Origin of the sequence: Streptomyces sp. NPDC047000 (assembly GCF_040644295.1) — a bacterium.
Classification (GTDB): Bacteria; Actinomycetota; Actinomycetes; order Streptomycetales; family Streptomycetaceae; genus Streptomyces.
This window is the reverse complement of sequence record NZ_JBEYWE010000003.1, coordinates 333,778-351,269: the sequence shown is the minus strand read 5'-3', so window position 1 is coordinate 351,269 and position 17,492 is coordinate 333,778. Positions and strand designations below refer to the sequence as shown.

The following is a 17,492-nucleotide window of genomic DNA, read 5'->3' as shown; positions in this document are numbered from 1 at the left end:
GGGGCAGGGTGGTCATGCGGCGGTCCGGGGGCGTGCGGTGCGCTGGGAGCTGTCCAGGGCGCTGCGGATGGTGGCGCGGCACTCGGCCGCGGTGAGTCCGGCCGCCTCCCCCGCCTCTTGGAAGGCCATCTCCGCCACCTGGCGGGGGAGGTCGCCCCATGCGACGAAGCGCCCCACCTTGAACGCGGACCGGTTCAGCGTGGTGTTGCGCAGCCCGTCCGGGGCCGCGGCCACGCTCGCACACTCGGCGTCCAGCGCGGCGAGGGCGGCGCGGCTTCCGTCGACCGCGGGCAGCCGCAGCGCCCCCACCGGCCGGGCCGGGGCCGGTTGCAGGAGCGTGTGCAGCCACGCGGGCAGCGGGGCCACCGGGCCCGTGCCGAGCGGCTCGTACGGTCCGGCGGGGGTGATGCTCCCGGCCGCGACGACGTAGCCGCCCCACCCGCGGGTGTCGACCGAAGCGGCGACGGTGCCCGCGGTGTTGGCGAGCCGGACCCCGGCCGGGGCGGTGAAGTACAGGTGGGTCCCGCCGCTCGCGGTCCGCACCCGGTAGGTGGTGGGCACGGCGTGCCCGGCGCGCTCGCAGAGCGCTGCGAAGGTCGCCGCGCCGCAAGGCGCGTCCGAACTGCCCTTGTGCTCCGGGGTGTCCAGATCGACGACCAGCAGCCCGGACGGACCGGTCGCGATGCCGACGTTGTACGGCGCCCGCGACCAGGCCGCGCGGATGCGGTCCGGGTCGGTGGTGGCGCGCTGCTCCCACTTGCGGTGCCCCTGCTCGCACGGCCCGGTGCCGGTGCAGGACTTCTCACCGTGCAGCGCGGGCCGCTTGGTGCCGGGGCGCAGGGGGAATACGTGCCGGCCGCGTGCGGCGGCGTCCAGGGCGGCGTGCAACAGGTGCTCGCTCACGCGGCCACCTCCTGAGCCGGTACGGCCGTGGTGGCGCCGAGCAGGAGGCCGTAGGCGTGGTGGGCTTGTTGGGGGACGACGCCGTTGCCGATGATCCTGAGTTGTTCCTTGCGGGGGATGTCGGGTACGGCGGTGACCCAGCCGGCGGGCAGGCCCATGAGCCATTCCGCGAACGCCGGTGACAGGCGCCGGTTGCCGCGGGTGCCCGGTTCGGTCGGGCAGGGCGCCGCCCGTCCGGTGATGTGCTCCCACCGGCGGATGGCGGGCCCGTAGTCGGTTCCGTCGGATGCGACCCACCGTCCGTCGAGTCGTACGGCCTGGCCGGGCAGGTAGTAGCGGCCGGACGTGTCGCGCTGGTTCGGCCCGCCGTGCGGCCCGTCGCTGACTTTGGGGGTGGGCAGGAGGTTGACGACCACCTCGTTGAGCGGGCGGGCGTTGCGGCCGAGCAGGTTCGACGCGCCCGACTTCCAGTCCCGCGCCGCCGGGGTGGGCAGCAGGCTCACTCCGTGGGGGGTGCGGGCAGCCTGGTCACGGCGGTGCGCAGGTTCAGTCCGCCCTTGCGTTTCGGGCTGGTGCCGGGGCCGCCAGTGCCGTCCGAGGTGGTGGGGGTCGGCATCAGCGGGATGGGCGACGGCGAACCAGCGGTCCCGCGGGTGCGGGGCGCCGATTTCGGGGTCACCAGCTCGTAGACATGTCCACCGGACGTCATACCGGATCGCGGCCAGGTCCGCGGCGACGACGTCCAGCCCCCGCGAGCGGAGCGCCGCCACGTTCTCCAGGAAGACGTAGCGCGGTCGAACGACGCCCACAGCCTCAGCGACGTTCTTCCAGACCTTCGACCAGCGGCCATTGATCCCGTCCCTTCGTCCGGCGTTGCTGATGTTGCGGCAGGGGAAACCGGCGCCGATCACGTCCGGCCGGTACACGTCGCGGACCTGGTCCCAGTCGACGGCGGTGATGTCGCCGAGGTTGGGCACCTGGGGGTGGTGGGCGGCGAACACGGCCGCCGCGTAGGGGTCGTTCTCGGCGTAGGCGGCGACCCGGCCGCCGAGACCGGCCCGGAGCGCCGTTTCCAGGCCGCCGTAGCCGGCGCACAGCGCCAGGATCGTCGGCGGCGAGCCGGGGGCTCGCCCGATGGGGATGGGTTGGGTCATGCTGGGAGACCTCCAACAGGTCTGTAGTGGGTCCGGTTGGGCAAGGGCGGCCCCGACTTCTTGCCGGATGCGGGGGCCGCTCTTGGCGTGTCTAGTGGTCGTGGTTGGTGGTCTTGGCCCATATGCCGGTGGTGCGGGTGGTGATGGTGCGCTGGTCCTGGTGGACGGGGCCGTCGTAGTGGTGGTGGTGCACGTCGGGCATGGCGTCCTTGGCGCGGCGCAGCAGGCGACCAGCGGCGAGGACGGCCCCGGCGGGGGCGGCGCAGATCATGCCGATGACGGCCGGGTCGGCCTGCCCGGACGCGAGGAGGATGCTGACGGCCACGGCGCCGACCGGCAGGGACGCGGCCCCGGCGGACAGCATGAGCGTGCTGGCGTCCACGGCCCGCTGGCTCATCGGCGGGCGTCCCGGCTGGACGACCGGCGGGGCGTTGCCGCGGGCGGGCAGCGGGGTGTCGTCGCGGTAGGCAGTGGGGGTGGCGGGTGCGGGCCGGTAGGCGTCGGCGATGATCCGGGCGGCCTCTGCGGCGGCCTCGGTGTCGCTCATCCGGACGCCGGCCGGGGCCGTTTCGGGGGTGGTGTCGGGGGACATGTGGAATCCCTTCCGGGGCGGGTTCAGGGAGGCTTGGGCACCCCTTGCTGGGGGCGTGGTGAGGGGGTTTCGGGGGTGTGAGCTGGGGTGCCTCCCTGTCTCCCTGCGCGATCATTCGCGCAGGTCACGGGGAGGGAGGCGGGTCAGGGAGGGGGTGAGGGAGTTCTCCCTGCCTCCCTGCCCCGGACGGCGGTCGCTCCCTGCCTCAGGAAGCGGAAGCGGAACCGTCCCTGTCGCGGTCGGCGAGGGCGCGGGCGACGCGTTCGGCACCGACGACCATGACCCCGTCGCTCTTGTAGGGCTCGGCGCCGGCGGCGGACAGTTCGCGCTTGAGGTCGATGAACGACCAGTCGCCGTAGGTGTGGGAGTCCAGTGCGGACAGCCGCTTGAGGACTTCCTGCGTCTTCACCCGGGGCGCGTCTCCGAGGACGGCCGCGATGTCCGCGAGCGCGTCCCGGTCCGCCCCGGTGTCGACGGCCCGCAGCACGGTGACCCCGTCGCGCAGGGCCTTGGCCCGGTCCGCGATCACGGCCGCGTCGTCGGTGCTGATGAAGTGGGTGCGCACGGTGATGCTGGCCTGCCCCTTGGGAATGTCGATCCCGGAAGAGGCCACCACCACGGTCCCCTGGTCGAGACCGGGGCGCAGGAGGTTGGGGGCGGCGCCGCCGTCGACGGCCTTGTCCCCCAGGGCCATGCGGGCCTGCGACTCGGTGCCCAGGGCGAGGGAGGCGCGGGTGTGGGCGCCCTCGCGGACCAGCTTGGGAAGGTTCTGGTCGGTGGGGTCCTGGGTGCCCTGCCACAGCAGCACGTTCACGGCCCGCCCCTGGTTGTGGATCTTCCGGGCCGCCATGAAGTACCGGGAGGTGGCCTTGGAGCCGCCGTAGGGCCGCTTCCCCCCGTCGACCAGCGGGCACATGAACGCCACCTGCGCCTCATCGACCAGCAGGATCAGCGGCGGGAACTCTGTCCCCGGCGGCGCCTGGATACGGTCGTTCATCTCCTCGACGCCGAGTTCGAGCATCCTGGTCGCGTCGACGACGTGGTCATCGGTCGGCCCCTGGATCAGGTCCGTCGCCAGCCCCTCGAACATGGCCCAGTCACCCACGCCCTTGAGGTCCGCGATCCGGAACTCAACCCGCTTGTCCAGCGCCAGCCACAGGGCGAGCGCGCGCAGGGCGGCGGTCTTGCCCTGGTTGGACAGGCCGGTGATGAGCAGGTGGCGCTGATACAGGCTCAGGGTCGCGGCGTCGCCGCGCAGGTCCTGCCCCCACGGTGCCTTGCCCTTGGCGTAGTCGGCGGTCATCGTGTCGTCCGTCATCAGCGGGGACGGGCCGATCGGCTCGTCCAGCGCGCCGGAGTCGGCAATCCACAGGCGGACGGTGCGGGCCGCGGTCGGGATGGTGATGAACACTTCATGCTCGTGCCGGGTGAGGTTCTCGGCCAGCTTCCTACGGCGCTGCTGGACCTCGACCGTGGAGACGCCGGACGGCAGGGTGACATCGACCTCCACCCCGCACCCGGCGATCCGGATGGGTCCGAGCATGGACGCGCCGGCGTCGCCCATCTCCTTGATGGCGTTGCGCAGGGCGGGGACGCCGAGGTCGCGCAGGGCTTTGACCACGATGGACGGGGTGATCGGCTCGCCCTCGCCCGATCGGTGCTGCTCGGGCAGGACCCACGCGGGGGCGGCCTTCTGGTGGGCGCCGACGGACCACAGGGCGAGCAGGGCCAGGAACGGGCCGAGGGACACGGCCGGTCCCCAGACGACTTGCACGATGGTGATCATCAGGTTGATGAACTTGATGACCGCCATGAGCGGGGTGACGACCTCGGCAGGGTCCTTGGTGGCGATGGCCATGCACACTCCGAGGGCGACCAGGACGCCGACGCCGGTCCCGGCGGTGACGGCGGCGCCCCGGGCGGCTTCCAGCGGGGAGTGCAGGAGGTCCATGCGGCGGCGGTGGCGGGCGTCGCGGAAGTGCTGCCCGCGCTCCTCCCACTCGCGCGCCTCCTCGAGGTTCCCGGCGGCCTCCGCGGCCCGCATCATCCGCTCGTAGCGGGCGGGCGTACGGGCCTCCCAGGTGCGGCGGGCGACGATCCTTCCGCCGCCGGCCACGTAGAGGGTGTGCCGGGCCAGGGCGCGGGCGGCCGTCGTGGTGCGCTCGTGAGTGACGGCCGTCTTCACGGCCCGTCCGGAGCGCACCCACAGCGGCACCGGCGGGGCCGGGGGCACGATGGTGAGGACGGTCGGGGCGTCGGGGCCGGTGGGCGGGTCGGTGGGCTTGTGGAGATTGATGACGTTGCCGGTCATGCTGGGACTTCTCCTGACTGCCCCCGGCAGGGGGCGGGAGGTGAGGGAGAGTGCCGGGGCGGGCCGGGCCTGTGGAAAGAAGCGGCCCGCCCCGGGTGCTGCGCGCTGGTCAGAGCCAGCCGGACGACTTGCGGGCGGCCTTGGCGCGCGCGGCCTCGGTGAGCAGCCGCCGCCGCTCGACGTGCAGGGCGTTCAGTTCGGCGGTCAGCCGGGTCTCGGCGGCGGACCCGATGGAGTCCATGCGGTCCTCGGCGTGGCCGGTGCTGCGGCCCCGGTTGGCGTTGCGGGCGCCGCCGGCCATGGCGCGGGCCATGGCCAGGCGCTCGCGGCCGGTCAGTGGCCACCACTCGCAGCGGCGGACCGCTTCCAGCTTGTTGGTCACCGTGCGGATCTCGCGGTCCAGACGGCGGATCTCGGCGTTGCCCATGTCAGGCAGTCCCTTCGGACCCGTACGGGTCGGGGTGGGCGTAGTGGTCGGGGTAGGCGCACGGCACGCACATGCCGAGCGAGGTCGGCAGGCAGTAGCTGTAGGTGATGCCGCAGACGGGGCAGGTGCGGCGGGCGAGCATGGCCAGCGCGAGCGCGCCCCACCGGCGCGAGGTCATCGGCCGTACCGGCCGGGCGAGGTCGAGCCGGTAGAGGTAGGCGACCTGGACGCCGGCCTTGCGGCCGCGGTGGCTGCGCATGAGCTGCGCGGCCACCGGCTGGCCTCCCGGCCGCAGGCCCCGGGCCCGTAACTGACGGCGGGTGGCGTAGCCGTCCGGGGCGAAGTGCCAGGGATACGTGGGCAGCCCGTAGCGGGCGCCCGTCGGGTCGAAGCACTTGGCGTAGGCGCTCATCACGCCACCCGCTTCCACGCGGCCCGCAGCCGGACCTCGGACGCGGAGTGCCCGGCCGCCCGGAACCGCACGGCCAACTCGCGATACGACAACGGGGGTGTCTGGGCGTGCGTGATGCCGTCGACCAGGACGTCAAGTTCCGCGTCCGTCAGGGCCGGACCCGCCTCCAGCGCGAGCGCGGGAAGCGGGTCCGTCGGGCCCCACACCGGCAGCTCCCACCGGGCCGTCGTGACGCCCGTGCCGTCGGGTGTGACGGGGGCCGTCACACAGGTCAGGGCCCTGCCGGTGTCCTCGCCCTGCCGCGCCTGTTCCAGGGTCGACCACGCCCCCGCGAGGGTCGCGGCCGTCTCGGCCTGGACGCGTGCGACGCGCGCCCCGGCGGCCGTCACGGCCGTCAGGCGGGTCTCCTCGGTGGCCGCTTCCGCCCGCAACCGGGCACGGGCCACCGCGGCTTCGTCCCGGGCCTCCTGCTGGATACCCCGGATGGCATCGAGTGCGTCCGCAGTGAGGGCGGTGCGCTCCCACAGCCCGTGCACGAGCCACAGGGCTTTCGCGGCGAGCGGCAGCCACGCCACCGCCAGCCACGCCCCCGGTGATCCGTCGGCGGTGAGGGCGTGCGTGACCAGGACGGCGGTGGCGAGGGCGCCGAAGGACCAGCCGACGGCCGTCACGGTGCGGTTGTGGTCGCCCTGCGCGGCGAGACGTCGTTCGTAGGCGAGGGTGGCCAGCCAACCGCCGTCGATACCGAGACCGACGACCAGGGCGACCGGCCGCGGCATCGACCCGCCGAGCCACATCACGACCACCGCGAGGGTCAGCACCATCGACACGGCCGTCATCGCGACGGCCGGCAGAGCGGTCTTCCGCGCGCTCATGACGTCACCTCCCCGCGGGGGCGGACGGTGACGGCGGCGATCAGCAGGACCGGGGTGGTGATGTCGTCGGGGTCGCGGCTGTCCTCGCACCACGACCATCCCGCACCGGGTGTGGTCTCGTAGCCGAGGACGGCCAGCGCCGCGCGGCGTTCCGCGACGGTCGGCACCGGCCCGGTCCCCTCCCATCGGAACTCCGGCCACCTCGGCTCGCCGTACAGGACCACGTACAGGCGCCACGGGCCGCCGTTGTTCGACATCTGCGCGGTCACGCTGCTCATGCCGCACCGCCGGGCACGGTCGCGGCGGCGGTGTTGGCGAGCGAGCGACGGGCGGCGAGGACCCGGCGGCGGGCGCGGCGCAACCGGCGGGCGTCCAGCTCGGAGGGCTCGCGGTCCAGGGTGATGATCTGCGCGTCGAGCAGGTCGACGCCCGCCAGGATGAGCGGCATCTCCTGCTCGATCGCGTCCAGTTCCGCGGCCGTCGGCTTGCGGTCGACGGCGTCGGTGGTAACAACTGCCTGAACAGCAGCGATGTGTTTCATGGGTCGTTGTTCCTCTCGAAGGGTTGGACGGCCCGAAAAGGCACCCCCGGAGTTGGCGCTCCGGGGGTGCGTGCCGTCAGGGGGAAGCCGCGGGTGCGGCGGGTTCAGCGTCCGCTCATACCCGGTGCGGGTGCGGACGCGGGGGACGGACCGGCAACGGCGGCTTGGTCTTCTCGTGCTCCGCGCCGGCCATCAGCGGCCACCGCGCACGCGGGCGTTGTCCTCGCTGCGCTTGTTCGCCCCGGCGTTCTTGCGCGACAGTTCCTCGCGCTCCTTGTCTGTCAGACTCGTCATGCAGATGCCTCCAGCTAGGCGTCTGTACGCGGGTCCCGGGGTGCGACCCGGGGCCCGCTCCCGTAACGGAGCCAGCCGATTCCAGCTCCCCCGCCCCGCCCGTACGGCTGCCGTGGAGGGCGGGCCGGACGGGCGGGGCGGGGCAACCGGCCGCAGTGCGGCGGGCCTTGTGCTGGCTGCGTGGTCAGCGGCCCCAGCGGGGGAAGCCGCGGCGCTCGGACTCGTCGAGCATTCCGCTCAGGTCCTCGTGGAACGCGGCCTCACGCTGCTTGTCGCCCTCCCGGCGGGCCTCTTCCGCAGCGGCGGCGGCCAGTTCCATGCTCTGCACAAGGTCCGCGTCCGAAGCGTTGCTGAACCAGGCCATGACGTTGTCTCCCTGCTCAGGTCGGTTGTGGCGGAACACTGAACGGTTCCCCTCACCACCCGTGCGCGACGGGCGGATCAGGCAGCCCTTCAGCGCTCGACGACGTCCTTGCCCAGGTCGCGGTGACGGACGCTCACCCGGTGACCGGCGGCCGTCAGCCTCTCCGCCAGCACGTTGGCGAAGGTCGGGGCACGATGCCGGCCGCCCGCGCAGCCGTCCGCGACGGTCACGCTTGCGGCGCTCGGACCGGAGGCGAACGCCAGCACGGCGGCGGCGGTGGCCGTCACCAGGTCCGTGATGCCCGGCGTGGCGAGGACGGCGGCGCGTACCGGCTCGTCGTCGGCGGTCATGTGACGCAGCTCCGGCGATACGTGCGGGTCGCGGAAGTGGTGACGCAGGTCAACAGTCAGGTGCGCCGACGGCGGCGCATCGTGCAGGTAGCCGAACGAAACGATCTCAACAACAGCCATGAGGACTCCCGAAGGGCGAAGGGGTGTTCCGGCTCCCCGCCGCCCCGCCCGTACGACCAGCGCACGAAGCACGGTCGGACGGGCGGGGGAGGCAACCGGCCGCAGCACATGAGCTGCGGAAAGGCCGAATTGCGCTGTACCCGCACGCAGGGCAGAACCTGCGTGCGCCGCCCGCTTGCTCGCGGAGGTGGGGCGGTCTACCTCGGCACTCTGTTGAGTTTTCAACCAACGGACGCTTCCTTCGTACTCACCCCTGCGGGCTTTCCTCCGGGCGTACTAACGAGACATCAGGAGATGGAACAGATCGAGCAGTTGGACTTGTTCCAACAACCTGACGAGTCATGAGTTTGCATGTCCCGGTTGGGATGCGCAAGCGCTTCGGCGTATGTTGTTGGAACAAGTCCGTCAAAGATCAGGGAGGGTCAACGTGGGTGAGCAGACGCCCCGTTACCACCGCATTGCCGATGACCTGCGGCGACTCATCGACACAGGGGAGCTGAAGCAGGGTCAGCAGCTACCGACAGAACATCGGTTGATGGAGGACTACTCGGCGAGTCGCAACACCATCCGGTTGGCCCTGCGGCGCCTGACGGAGGAAGGCTTGGTGGTGGCAGGGCAGGGGCGCGGTAGCTTCGTGCGCAAGCGGCATCCGGCCGCCGTCTGGGACTGGTCGGTCCTCGAATCGCGCTCGCGGCACTCGGCACGTCACAACGGTGATCAGTGGTCGACCATCGTTGAAGAGAGTGGTCGAGAGCCTCGTCAAGAGATCAACGTGTCAATCAGACGCCCGCCGCCGGATGTGGCCGAGCAACTAGGGCTTGACCCTGAAACCGCGTTGACCGTTGTCCGTGAGCGCGTCAGGTATGTCGACCAAGAGCCCTACGCCCTCGCGGACTCCTACTTCCCCGAGGAACTTGTGAGAGGGACACCGCTCATGCTGCCCGAGGACGTCTCGGCGCCCGGCGGGGTGTTGGCGAGCAGCGGACTCATCCAGACGCACTATCAGGATGAGATCACGGTGCGGATGCCGACTCGTGCAGAGTCCCAAAAACTTGCCCTACCTGCCGGAACGCCGGTGGCTGTGCATCGGCGTACTGGCTACGACAAGGATGGACGCGCCTTGCGCGTCATGATCACCATCATGCCCGGGGATCGCCACATCATCCGCTACGACGTTGCGGCGGAGTAGTCCTTGATCATCCCTAGGAGACTGGACCGACTCGCGCCAGATACCTCCGAGTCGGTCCATCCCCGGCACGTGTGGTACGCGGCATTCGGCTCCAACATGCACCTGACGCGCCTGAACTACTACCTGGTCGGAGGGCAGCCTCCCGGCGGGCGCCGCACGTACCCGGGCTGTCGGAACGGCACCCCACCGCAGCGTACGGCCGCGGTCATACTTCCCGGTGAGCTGTACTTCGCTCTGGAGTCTCAGGCATGGACCGGCGGGATGGCTTTCTACGATCCGAACGCCGAAGACCAGATGGCCGCGCGGGCGTACCTGGTCACGGCAGAACAGTTCTCAGACATCGCTGCTCAGGAAATGTACCGAGAGCCGGGGAAGAACATCGATCTTGCCAAGGTGCTTTCCACAGGGCGAGCCGTCATGGGCCCGGGGCGATACGAGACGCTCGTCTGCCCCGGCTACCTTGACGGGCACCCCGTCCTGACGTTCACCGCCCCATGGAGCATGGGCGACGTCGAGTGGAATGCACCAGATGCTCGCTACCTACGCCACCTCGGCTCAGGCTTGAAGGAAGCTCATGGTTGGCCGTCCGAGCGCATCGGCAAGTACCTGGCCACGCGTCCCGGGGCAGCGGGCCACTGGACGGCCGAATCGGTGGCCGATCTTCTCCACGGGGGAGTCTCTGGGGGCCAAACGGGGGGCCAAACGGAGCAGCCATAGCGAGACTGTGCCGGACCGTAGTGGACAGTGCTGACGGCCACACAAGCTGATCGACGGTGTCTCGGCATGGTCGCTAGCCCCTCAATCGCGTTCGGGACGAAGAGGTCGTGGGTTCAAATCCCGCCACCCCGACAGCCGAAACACCAGGTGAGGGGTCTACTGATTTCAGTAGACCCCTCACCTGTTTCTGCCTGCGTGTCTACGGCTGCCGTTCCTACGCGCCGAAGATGCCGCCCATGACTTCGACACAGCGCGCCGGCAGAGCCAGAGTGCGCCGGGACTTCAGAGTCTTGGTGTCCCCGCCCCGGCGGACCGAGCGCCACACCGCGATGCGCGGAGGCTGAGGCGGGTCGACGTCCGACTTGCCCTTCAAGAAGACGTGATCCCAGGTGAGCGCCCCCAGTTCCTCGGTGCGCGCACCGGTCAGCAGGGCGACGACGATGTACGCGTGCATCGAGGTGCCCTCGGCGCCCCTGAGCACCGCCTCAGCCTGGCCTCGGCCTGAGAAGGTGAGCGCCTTGGACGGACGCCCCTGTTGCCCCTGAGGCACCGAGCACAGCTCGACGACGTTCGGCTTCACCTTGTCCCGCGTCATGGCCCGCTTAGCCGAGCGGTTCAGGCACGAGTGCACCGACTGAAGGGCGCGTGTGCTGAGCGTCTTCGCCTTGGCCGCGAGCCAGCGGTCTGCGTCCTCCGCGCTCAGGGTTCTGCACCACGAGGCGGCAGCAACCGGGCAAGCCAGCCTCAGCGATCACCAACGACCCCGAGCATGATCCAAACTTTCTCTACCGGTTCAAGTGCCCGCGCAATGCGCGGGCCGGCCCTGGGGCCGTAGCGCACCACAACACATGAGTCGATCACCGCACAGCGCGGCCCACAGTCAGAACAATGCCTCTGGCGGGGGATCGGTCGGCACCGGGATGGAGGGGGCGCCGTTGCCGGCCGCGGGTTCGTGAGTGGCGTGCGTGGGAGCTCCCATCCCGACCACCGTCGACCCAGGCAGAGCCGAGCAGACACGGCCCAGGGCGTCAAGGTCGTTCGTACAGTGGCGCGCTCCACCTTGACGCCCTGAACCACGCCCGCTCCACGGTGTGTGGGTCGACGGCGGACGGGATGGGAGCCGGGGTGATTGGTGGGTGGAGGATGGGGCCAGGGCCCGGGCAGCGGCGCTTGGCTGGGGCAATGAAACTCCAGCCCAAAGCCGTTCCGCCGACCGCGCGTACACTGCCGCTCGCAGCCCGATGAGCAACCCGTGGAGGATGGCATGGCGGATGTGTCCAGGTTCCCCGGGAGGGCCGGCCGCATCGCAGTGCTCGCCTTGGTGACTTGCGGCTGGATGGCCACCCCGATCTCCACATTCATCGAGCTGCCCCACATCAGTTGGCCCGGAGCGGTCCTGTTCTTCGTGGTCGGCGCATTTCTTGGCCGGGAGTGGCGACGCGTCTGGCGTCGAGAAGCCCCGTACGACGTACGGCAGCAAGCCCCAGAGCTCCACGTCTTGGGCGCGAGCAGTCCCGGAGCCATCTCCGGGCCGTCCGAGGGCAGTTGACAATGCAGCTGCGTAGGCCACCCGCCATCCGCATACGCCGTCTTCTAAATGGTGCTCCAGGACCGAGAGAACGGCCGCGCTTGTCAAGGCTGCATCCGGGGCTGACACCAACGGCTGCCACCAACAAGCATGAACAGCAGCGATTGGCACCGGACCTCAGCGGACGGCCGACCGAGGCACGGGGGCTGTTGGCCGACGGTGACCGACCCCCGTGATCGACCCGATAAGGAAAAGGCCACAGGTTCAAGCCCTCCGACCCCTCTCTTTTGTGGAGTTTTTGGTGAGTATCTTCGCTTGGTTCACTTTTGCCGTCATTACCTGGATGGCCTACTCGGTGTGGCGTATGCGCCTCCTGCCCGCTCAGAGACGTTGGCTACCGTTTGTGCTTCTTATCGCCGGTGTTGCAAGCGTTGTATCCGGATCCGATCAAAGTGTCGGCACCCCAGCGGACAGGACCCTTGTGGTCTCCGGCCTCGTCTTAATTCTTATCTCGTGGGTAGTGAGCCTGAAGGAGCGCCGAGGGCAGGGCAAGCGCCCGTCTGACACCAGCTCCAACCCTGAAGCCGACATCACCGCGTGACATCAACGTCGCCGGACGACGGCGGACAGGCTTGGCCGGGGGAGGACCGAGAGTCGCCCCCCGAACAGCGGTTCCGGCAGGTGACACGGGTCCGGCATCGAACTCCTAAAGCGGCTGTCGATTGCCTCCGCATGCTTCGGTGGAACCGCGGTCAGTCGCTGGCACCATCCCTCCACGCCGTTGCCGGTTTGGTTCCCCACATCAGATGCAGGACCGATCATGGGGGTCATGGTGTCAAGCATCGTCGTTCAATACACCGATCTACTGCGGACCAGCGACTACGACCTATGGAGCCGGTTGCGGGAACTCTTGAATCGCCAGGGACTCGATCCAAAACGGACGGTCGTCGTCGACCTCCTGCAAGAAGGGCCCGATCACGAGGACGGCCAAATCATCTCCGCAGACGGCAGGGTGTACAGGTTCACCCTCTTCTATGACCAATCAGCAGAACACGGCGCTGCCAGCGCCCACCTCAGCGACTGGACCGACATCACTGATTCTTGGCGAATCGGATCGCTGGCTACCCGAACAGCAGACGCCCTCGCGTGGATGTCTTCGCCCACCGAGTCGAGTTGACCGCTCGCGCAGGGCTGTCAGCCCTGGACCAGTTGAGTATCTAACTGCGTGACAACGCCCACAGACAACGGCGGACGAGCACGGACGCCAGCGGACCATCACCCCAAGTGAGAGGCGCCCCAACCCAAGGCACAGCCCTCACCCAAGTTGCTTCGGGACGAAGAGGTCGTGGGTTCAAATCCCGCCACCCCGACAGCCGAAACACCACATCAGGCCCTGTGCTGGGTTCCCAGCACAGGGCCTGATGTGTTATGCGGCCTCGATTCATCCGAAATCCGACCGCAAGGCCACGAGAACCACCTCGGCCGTGCGCGGCGTACCGGGCACCAGCCAGTCCCTTCGGTAGACCATCACAGGATGCAAGGAGATGGTCACAGGATGTCATGTCGGGGTGATCGGTTGGCTGATCATCAAGAAAATGTCACTCTGCATTTGCCGGGATCGTCCGGCGTCCTGCGGGCTGGGGAGCCTCCGGGGTGAAGGGTGAAAGTGAATACTTACCATTTCAATGCGCCGCCGGGTTGGCCCGTACCACCTGCGGGATGGATGCCGCCACCGGACTGGCGGCCCGATCCCACCTGGCCCCCGATGCCGGCAGGATGGCAACTATGGGTCCCGGAGCCCGGCTCCACGCCTGACGCCCACGCCTTCAGCCCTGCGGCCGCCGGCTCTGAGGGGGCGGACGCGGCCGCTTCCAGGAGTACGACAGAGGTGCCGGCTCCTCGGAAGGGCGGGCTGTTCGGACGACGTCGTTCGGCTGCCGAGACCGAGGTTGAAGAACTACGGGCGTGGATCGCGCGAACACAGGGGCTGGACGCCGCACAGGTGGTGAGTCTCGTACGGCAGATCGAGACGGAGGCCGCCGCACTGCGTGAGAAGGCGTCCGCCGAAGCCGTCGAGGAAGCTGAGGGAATCCTCAAGGACGCACGTGAGACGGCGAAGGATATTCTCGGCGACGCACGCCGGACAGCTAAGGAGACCGAGCAGGTCCGCAAGGAGGCCGACCGGTACCGCAAGGGCATCTTCGACGCTGAGCGGCGGCTTGCCGAACTGCAGGGCCGGATCGTCAACGCCGAAGAGACCGCCATGCTGCAGGAGGCCGGGATCTATGCCTACCGGCACGCTCTGCACGACGCGATCGCCTACCGCAGCCGACTCGACACGCTGCAGAACGAGATCAAAGCGCTCGCTCGTGCGGGACGCGCCGTCCAGGCAGCCACGGACTGGACGGTCAACGGCTCCAAACGCGAGGGCCAGAAGATGGTCCGCGACTTCTCCAAACTCATGCTGCGCGCCTACAACGCCGAAGCGGACTACGCCGTGCGGTCCATGCGGCCGCACCGGCTGAGCTCGCTCGTCGACCGGCTCTACAAGAGCCGTGAAACGATCGCCCGGCTCGGCGCCACCATGCACATCAGAATCACCGACGAGTACCACAACACGCGCGTGAGGGAGTTGGAACTGACCGCCGACTTTCTGCAGAAGAAAGAAGAGGAAAAAGAGGCCCAGCGCGAGGCGCGTGCCCGGGACCGTGAGGAGGCGGCGGTACAGCGGGAACTTGACCGGCAGCGCGAGAAGCTGAACAAGGAACTCGGCCACTACCAGACGGCGCTTGAACGCCTGCGCGAGCGCGGCGATGACACGGGTGCGGCGGAGATGCAGGCCAAACTGGACGAGATCGAGAACGCCCTGCAGGACGTCGAGTCCCGCGCGGCGAACGTCCGCGCCGGCTACGTTTACGTCATCTCGAACATCGGCGCCTTCGGCGATCGTATGGTGAAGATCGGCATGACGCGGCGACTCGAACCTTTGGAGCGGGTCTACGAGTTGAGTGGCGCGGCCGTGCCCTTCCGCTTCGACGTCCACGCGCTGATCTTCAGCAAGGACGCAGTCGGCTTGGAGACTCAGCTCCACCGGCAGTTCGCTTCTCAGCGGGTCAACCAGGTCAACAGTCGTAAGGAGTTCTTCTATGCCACCCCGGCGGAGGTGCGGGACGCACTGCAACGGTTCGCCGGACAGCATCTGATCGAGTTCACCGAGGAACCCCAGGCCCTGGAATGGCGAGCCGGCAGGCATATGGACGAAGCCGGTGCATCCGTCGGAAGTACAGGAGGAGTTGCAGCGCAGTCGGCATGATGCGCGGCGAAACGTCTTTACGATCACCGGCGCGGGTTGGCTGAAGCGTACCGCGAGGCTGAGGCAGTCGAGCCGGGGCGGGGTGCGGACGCCGCACAAGCCGTTGCTGGTGCGGTACGAGCCGGGCAGTTTGCAGGCGGACCCACTGTCACGTTGCCGTACAGCGGCCGTGTCCCGCGGCGCCTTCTTCGGGCAACAGACGGAGACCGCACGTTGCCGTCTACGCCGCGTCAGCGGCACCGGCCACAGCCGCGATCCGAAGCAGCCGCTCCAGCTCCTCCCGCCCGCGCCTGATCAATTGGAAGGCCACTGCCGGGTCCATGTCGGGCGGCAGCGGGGTATCGGTGAGGAGATCTGTAAGGGTGTATCGGCTGAGCAGCCAGCGCTGCAGTGCGCGCCAATCGGTACTCCGGTCAAAGGGCAGATCGTCCGCCCATGGCAACGCCTCGTATCTGGTGCCGTCGGCACCGTTCGCTCGGAGTAGCCCGGAGCGGCGCACGAGACACGGGAAGCAAACACCGCAGTTGGCAAGGGGAGGGCCACCGCTTCGGCGAGTTGGCGGCTTGCCGCAGCTCAGGGTGGACTCCAGGTCGGACGAGGTGAGGCCCGCGTCACGTCCGACCTTGCACACCTCGCCTTTCGTCAGCTGTGCCAAGGGGTTGACCACCTGTACGGCACTCCCGGCGTCAGCCACGCCGGTTACCAAGGCGTTCAGACTACCCAGCGTCCGCGGGTGCACCGAACGCGTGGAACACGCGGCCGAACGCGCTGGCGTCAGAGATGGATTGAGGGCGAGCTGGCCATTCTCGGGGATGTGGACCGTGGCCACTCCGTGCGCGGTCGCGGCGCGGATCGCGCCCGCCGCGTACAGCAGGCCGCGGGTGCGAGAGGAGGTTTCCAGCCGCAGCCTGGAGCCGTCGCCCGCCGGGGTCTGGCTCATCGGTAGCAGCATCATCGGCCGGGTTCCGTCCAATCGCTCGACGGCGTTGTACACACGCTGTTGGAGACGCAGCAGGCCGATCTCGCGGAACATCACGAGCAACAGCGGCCGCGGGTCATCAGCGCGCGAGCGGGTGGCGGCCCAGCTGAGGGAATCAAGCCCGCCGGAGAACAGCGCGACTTCCGAGGCACGCGGGTCATCGGGGGAGACCATCGCCTCCTCGACGTGGTGACCGGTGAGAGGGCGGAAGTCCACATCCCAAAAGTCCCCGGTGAGAATCTGGAGAAGCGCGGTGAGGTGACTACGGACGGCTGCACTCTGCCACCGCTCATGTTCCGTGACGGGTACCGCAAGGCTGATGCGGCGGGTCCATCGATCCTGAACGCCGACCCGGCGGACGTACTTGTCGGCGATGAACGTGGCCCGGGCGACGCGGAACAGGTCCTCGGCCCAGTCGGGGACCGGGCCGGGTAGACGGTGCCGACCGGTGATACGGCGCTCCGTTTCCTGGAAGGCTTCTTCTCCGATCTCCATCCAGCGGTCACCACGAGGCCGGTCCGTTCGGGAGCCGCGCCACCACAGGAAATGGTCGGAACGGGTCACGCCACAGCTCCCTCTTCTCCGGTGATCTCCTCGGTGATGAGGCCAAGTGCCTTTCCGACCGCCCGCGGTACCAATGACGCGGCGATCTTGGGTAGCGCGGCCGACGGATCCTGTACAGCGCCCACCACCGACTGCGCGGTGCCCACGGCATCTGCGAGATCCGTCGCTTCGGCGGACTCCTCGCAGGGATTCGGCACCAGGTCCACCACCTTCCCTGCGACCCAGTCGGCGATCCGGCCTTCCGGATCCGTCACGACGAGCACCGGCACGGCCAGCTTGATGTGCTCGGCGACAACGGACCGGAGGAACTCCGCCACCATGTCGGCGAAGAACACCTGGTACAGATCGCACAGGATGTCCCAGGCGAAGCCGCCGGCCGCCGCACCTCCGCCCATGGCGTCGTCCAACTCGGGATGTCTGTCCCGAACGTCCCGCACCGCCGCGGCCACACCTCTACGCACCGCGGCGTCGGCGAGCGTGCCGCCGTCTCCGCCGACCTCCGAGATGAGACGCGCGACAAGCGCGTCCTCCGACTCCGCGCCCCCTGCGGCCAGCGACCCCAAGACCACGGCGAGTCGTTCACCGGCCGCACAGGCCGTGTCGTACAGGCCGAAAGCCGACTGATCGCCACGGAGCGTCTCGTGCAGGGTGCTGAGGTGGTCCGCAGCAATCTCTTCCAGCCGCTGATCCGCGTCGCGCGAGTCGTCCCGCCAGCGCGCCAGCTGCTTGGCAGCGGAACTCCACCGGTCACCTTTCGGTCCCGCCCATCGCGTGGATGTCCCCACAGCGCCCCCAACCCGATGGTCCCCTCCCCCGCTCTCCCCGCCATGGCATCAGATCGGGCGTGCCCCAGGTAGGG

The 17,492-nt window shown here is 69.3% G+C and carries 18 protein-coding genes and 1 pseudogene; 5 read left to right on the top strand and 14 right to left on the bottom strand.

Features of this window, described 5'->3' with window-relative positions; genetic code table 11:
• Nucleotides 1–12 precede the first annotated feature (12 nt).
• The 11 genes from ABZ862_RS08020 to ABZ862_RS07970 form a co-directional block, all read right to left on the bottom strand.
• Complete coding sequence (locus tag ABZ862_RS08020) at nt 13–903, bottom strand: bifunctional DNA primase/polymerase (protein WP_360954072.1); 891 nt, start codon at nt 901–903, stop codon at nt 13–15.
• Nucleotides 900–2,057 (bottom strand): DNA cytosine methyltransferase, encoded by a 1,158-nt coding sequence (locus tag ABZ862_RS08015; protein WP_360954069.1) that lies wholly within the window; start codon nt 2,055–2,057, stop codon nt 900–902. Before ABZ862_RS08015 ends, ABZ862_RS08020 begins: the two co-directional genes overlap by 4 nt.
• 91 nt (nt 2,058–2,148) lie before the next feature.
• A complete protein-coding gene (locus ABZ862_RS08010) occupies nt 2,149–2,649 on the bottom strand; it encodes a hypothetical protein (protein ID WP_360954066.1) in 501 nt (166 codons plus the stop codon).
• A 205-nt stretch (nt 2,650–2,854) separates the two neighbouring features.
• Nucleotides 2,855–4,960 (bottom strand): ATP-binding protein, encoded by a 2,106-nt coding sequence (locus tag ABZ862_RS08005; RefSeq protein ID WP_360954064.1) that lies wholly within the window; start codon nt 4,958–4,960, stop codon nt 2,855–2,857.
• Between the two features lie 109 nt (nt 4,961–5,069).
• Nucleotides 5,070–5,387 (bottom strand): hypothetical protein, encoded by a 318-nt coding sequence (locus ABZ862_RS08000; RefSeq protein WP_360954061.1) that lies wholly within the window; start codon nt 5,385–5,387, stop codon nt 5,070–5,072.
• A gap of 1 nt (nt 5,388) precedes the next feature.
• A complete protein-coding gene (locus ABZ862_RS07995) occupies nt 5,389–5,799 on the bottom strand; it encodes an RRQRL motif-containing zinc-binding protein (RefSeq protein WP_360954058.1) in 411 nt (136 codons plus the stop codon).
• On the bottom strand, nt 5,799–6,674 hold the full coding sequence (locus ABZ862_RS07990) for a protein spdB (protein ID WP_360954055.1): 876 nt from the start codon (nt 6,672–6,674) through the stop codon (nt 5,799–5,801). The genes ABZ862_RS07995 and ABZ862_RS07990 overlap by 1 nt, the downstream gene beginning before the upstream one ends.
• The gene (locus ABZ862_RS07985) at nt 6,671–6,952 is read right to left on the bottom strand and encodes a DUF6303 family protein (RefSeq protein WP_360954052.1); all 282 of its coding nucleotides are present in this window, start codon (nt 6,950–6,952) and stop codon (nt 6,671–6,673) included. The genes ABZ862_RS07990 and ABZ862_RS07985 overlap by 4 nt, the downstream gene beginning before the upstream one ends.
• Nucleotides 6,949–7,215 carry a DUF6284 family protein gene (locus ABZ862_RS07980; RefSeq protein ID WP_360954049.1) on the bottom strand — a complete coding sequence of 89 codons (267 nt, stop codon included), beginning with the start codon at nt 7,213–7,215 and terminating at the stop codon, nt 6,949–6,951. The genes ABZ862_RS07985 and ABZ862_RS07980 overlap by 4 nt, the downstream gene beginning before the upstream one ends.
• A gap of 478 nt (nt 7,216–7,693) precedes the next feature.
• Complete coding sequence (locus ABZ862_RS07975) at nt 7,694–7,873, bottom strand: hypothetical protein (protein ID WP_360954046.1); 180 nt, start codon at nt 7,871–7,873, stop codon at nt 7,694–7,696.
• Nucleotides 7,874–7,962: 89 nt separating this feature from the next.
• Nucleotides 7,963–8,343: an RNase adapter RapZ gene (locus ABZ862_RS07970; protein WP_360954043.1), complete on the bottom strand. Its 381-nt coding sequence runs from the start codon at nt 8,341–8,343 to the stop codon at nt 7,963–7,965.
• Nucleotides 8,344–8,770: 427 nt separating this feature from the next.
• Between ABZ862_RS07970 and ABZ862_RS07965 the strand changes: the two genes are divergently transcribed.
• Nucleotides 8,771–9,532: a GntR family transcriptional regulator gene (locus tag ABZ862_RS07965; protein ID WP_360954041.1), complete on the top strand. Its 762-nt coding sequence runs from the start codon at nt 8,771–8,773 to the stop codon at nt 9,530–9,532.
• Between the two features lie 261 nt (nt 9,533–9,793).
• The gene (locus ABZ862_RS07960) at nt 9,794–10,249 is read left to right on the top strand and encodes a hypothetical protein (protein WP_360954038.1); all 456 of its coding nucleotides are present in this window, start codon (nt 9,794–9,796) and stop codon (nt 10,247–10,249) included.
• Between the two features lie 241 nt (nt 10,250–10,490).
• Here ABZ862_RS07960 and ABZ862_RS07955 read toward each other — a convergent pair.
• A pseudogene (locus ABZ862_RS07955) lies at nt 10,491–10,958 on the bottom strand (site-specific integrase); the annotation flags it as partial.
• Between the two features lie 1,120 nt (nt 10,959–12,078).
• Here ABZ862_RS07955 and ABZ862_RS07950 point away from each other — a divergent pair.
• From ABZ862_RS07950 to ABZ862_RS07940, 3 genes are all read left to right on the top strand, one after another.
• Nucleotides 12,079–12,378, top strand: a complete 300-nt coding sequence (locus ABZ862_RS07950; protein ID WP_360954035.1) for a hypothetical protein — start codon at nt 12,079–12,081, stop codon at nt 12,376–12,378.
• Between the two features lie 228 nt (nt 12,379–12,606).
• On the top strand, nt 12,607–12,954 hold the full coding sequence (locus tag ABZ862_RS07945; RefSeq protein ID WP_360954032.1) for a hypothetical protein: 348 nt from the start codon (nt 12,607–12,609) through the stop codon (nt 12,952–12,954).
• A 711-nt stretch (nt 12,955–13,665) separates the two neighbouring features.
• Nucleotides 13,666–15,090, top strand: coding sequence for a DUF4041 domain-containing protein (locus tag ABZ862_RS07940; protein ID WP_360954030.1), 1,425 nt, complete (start codon nt 13,666–13,668; stop codon nt 15,088–15,090).
• 220 nt (nt 15,091–15,310) lie between these two features.
• On the opposite strand, the gene ABZ862_RS07935 is transcribed toward ABZ862_RS07940, so the two are convergent.
• On the bottom strand, nt 15,311–16,633 hold the full coding sequence (locus ABZ862_RS07935; RefSeq protein ID WP_360954027.1) for a 7-cyano-7-deazaguanine synthase: 1,323 nt from the start codon (nt 16,631–16,633) through the stop codon (nt 15,311–15,313).
• Entirely contained in the window at nt 16,630–17,418 is a 789-nt protein-coding gene (locus ABZ862_RS07930; RefSeq protein WP_360954024.1) for a hypothetical protein, read from the bottom strand. Before ABZ862_RS07930 ends, ABZ862_RS07935 begins: the two co-directional genes overlap by 4 nt.
• Nucleotides 17,419–17,492 lie beyond the last annotated feature (74 nt).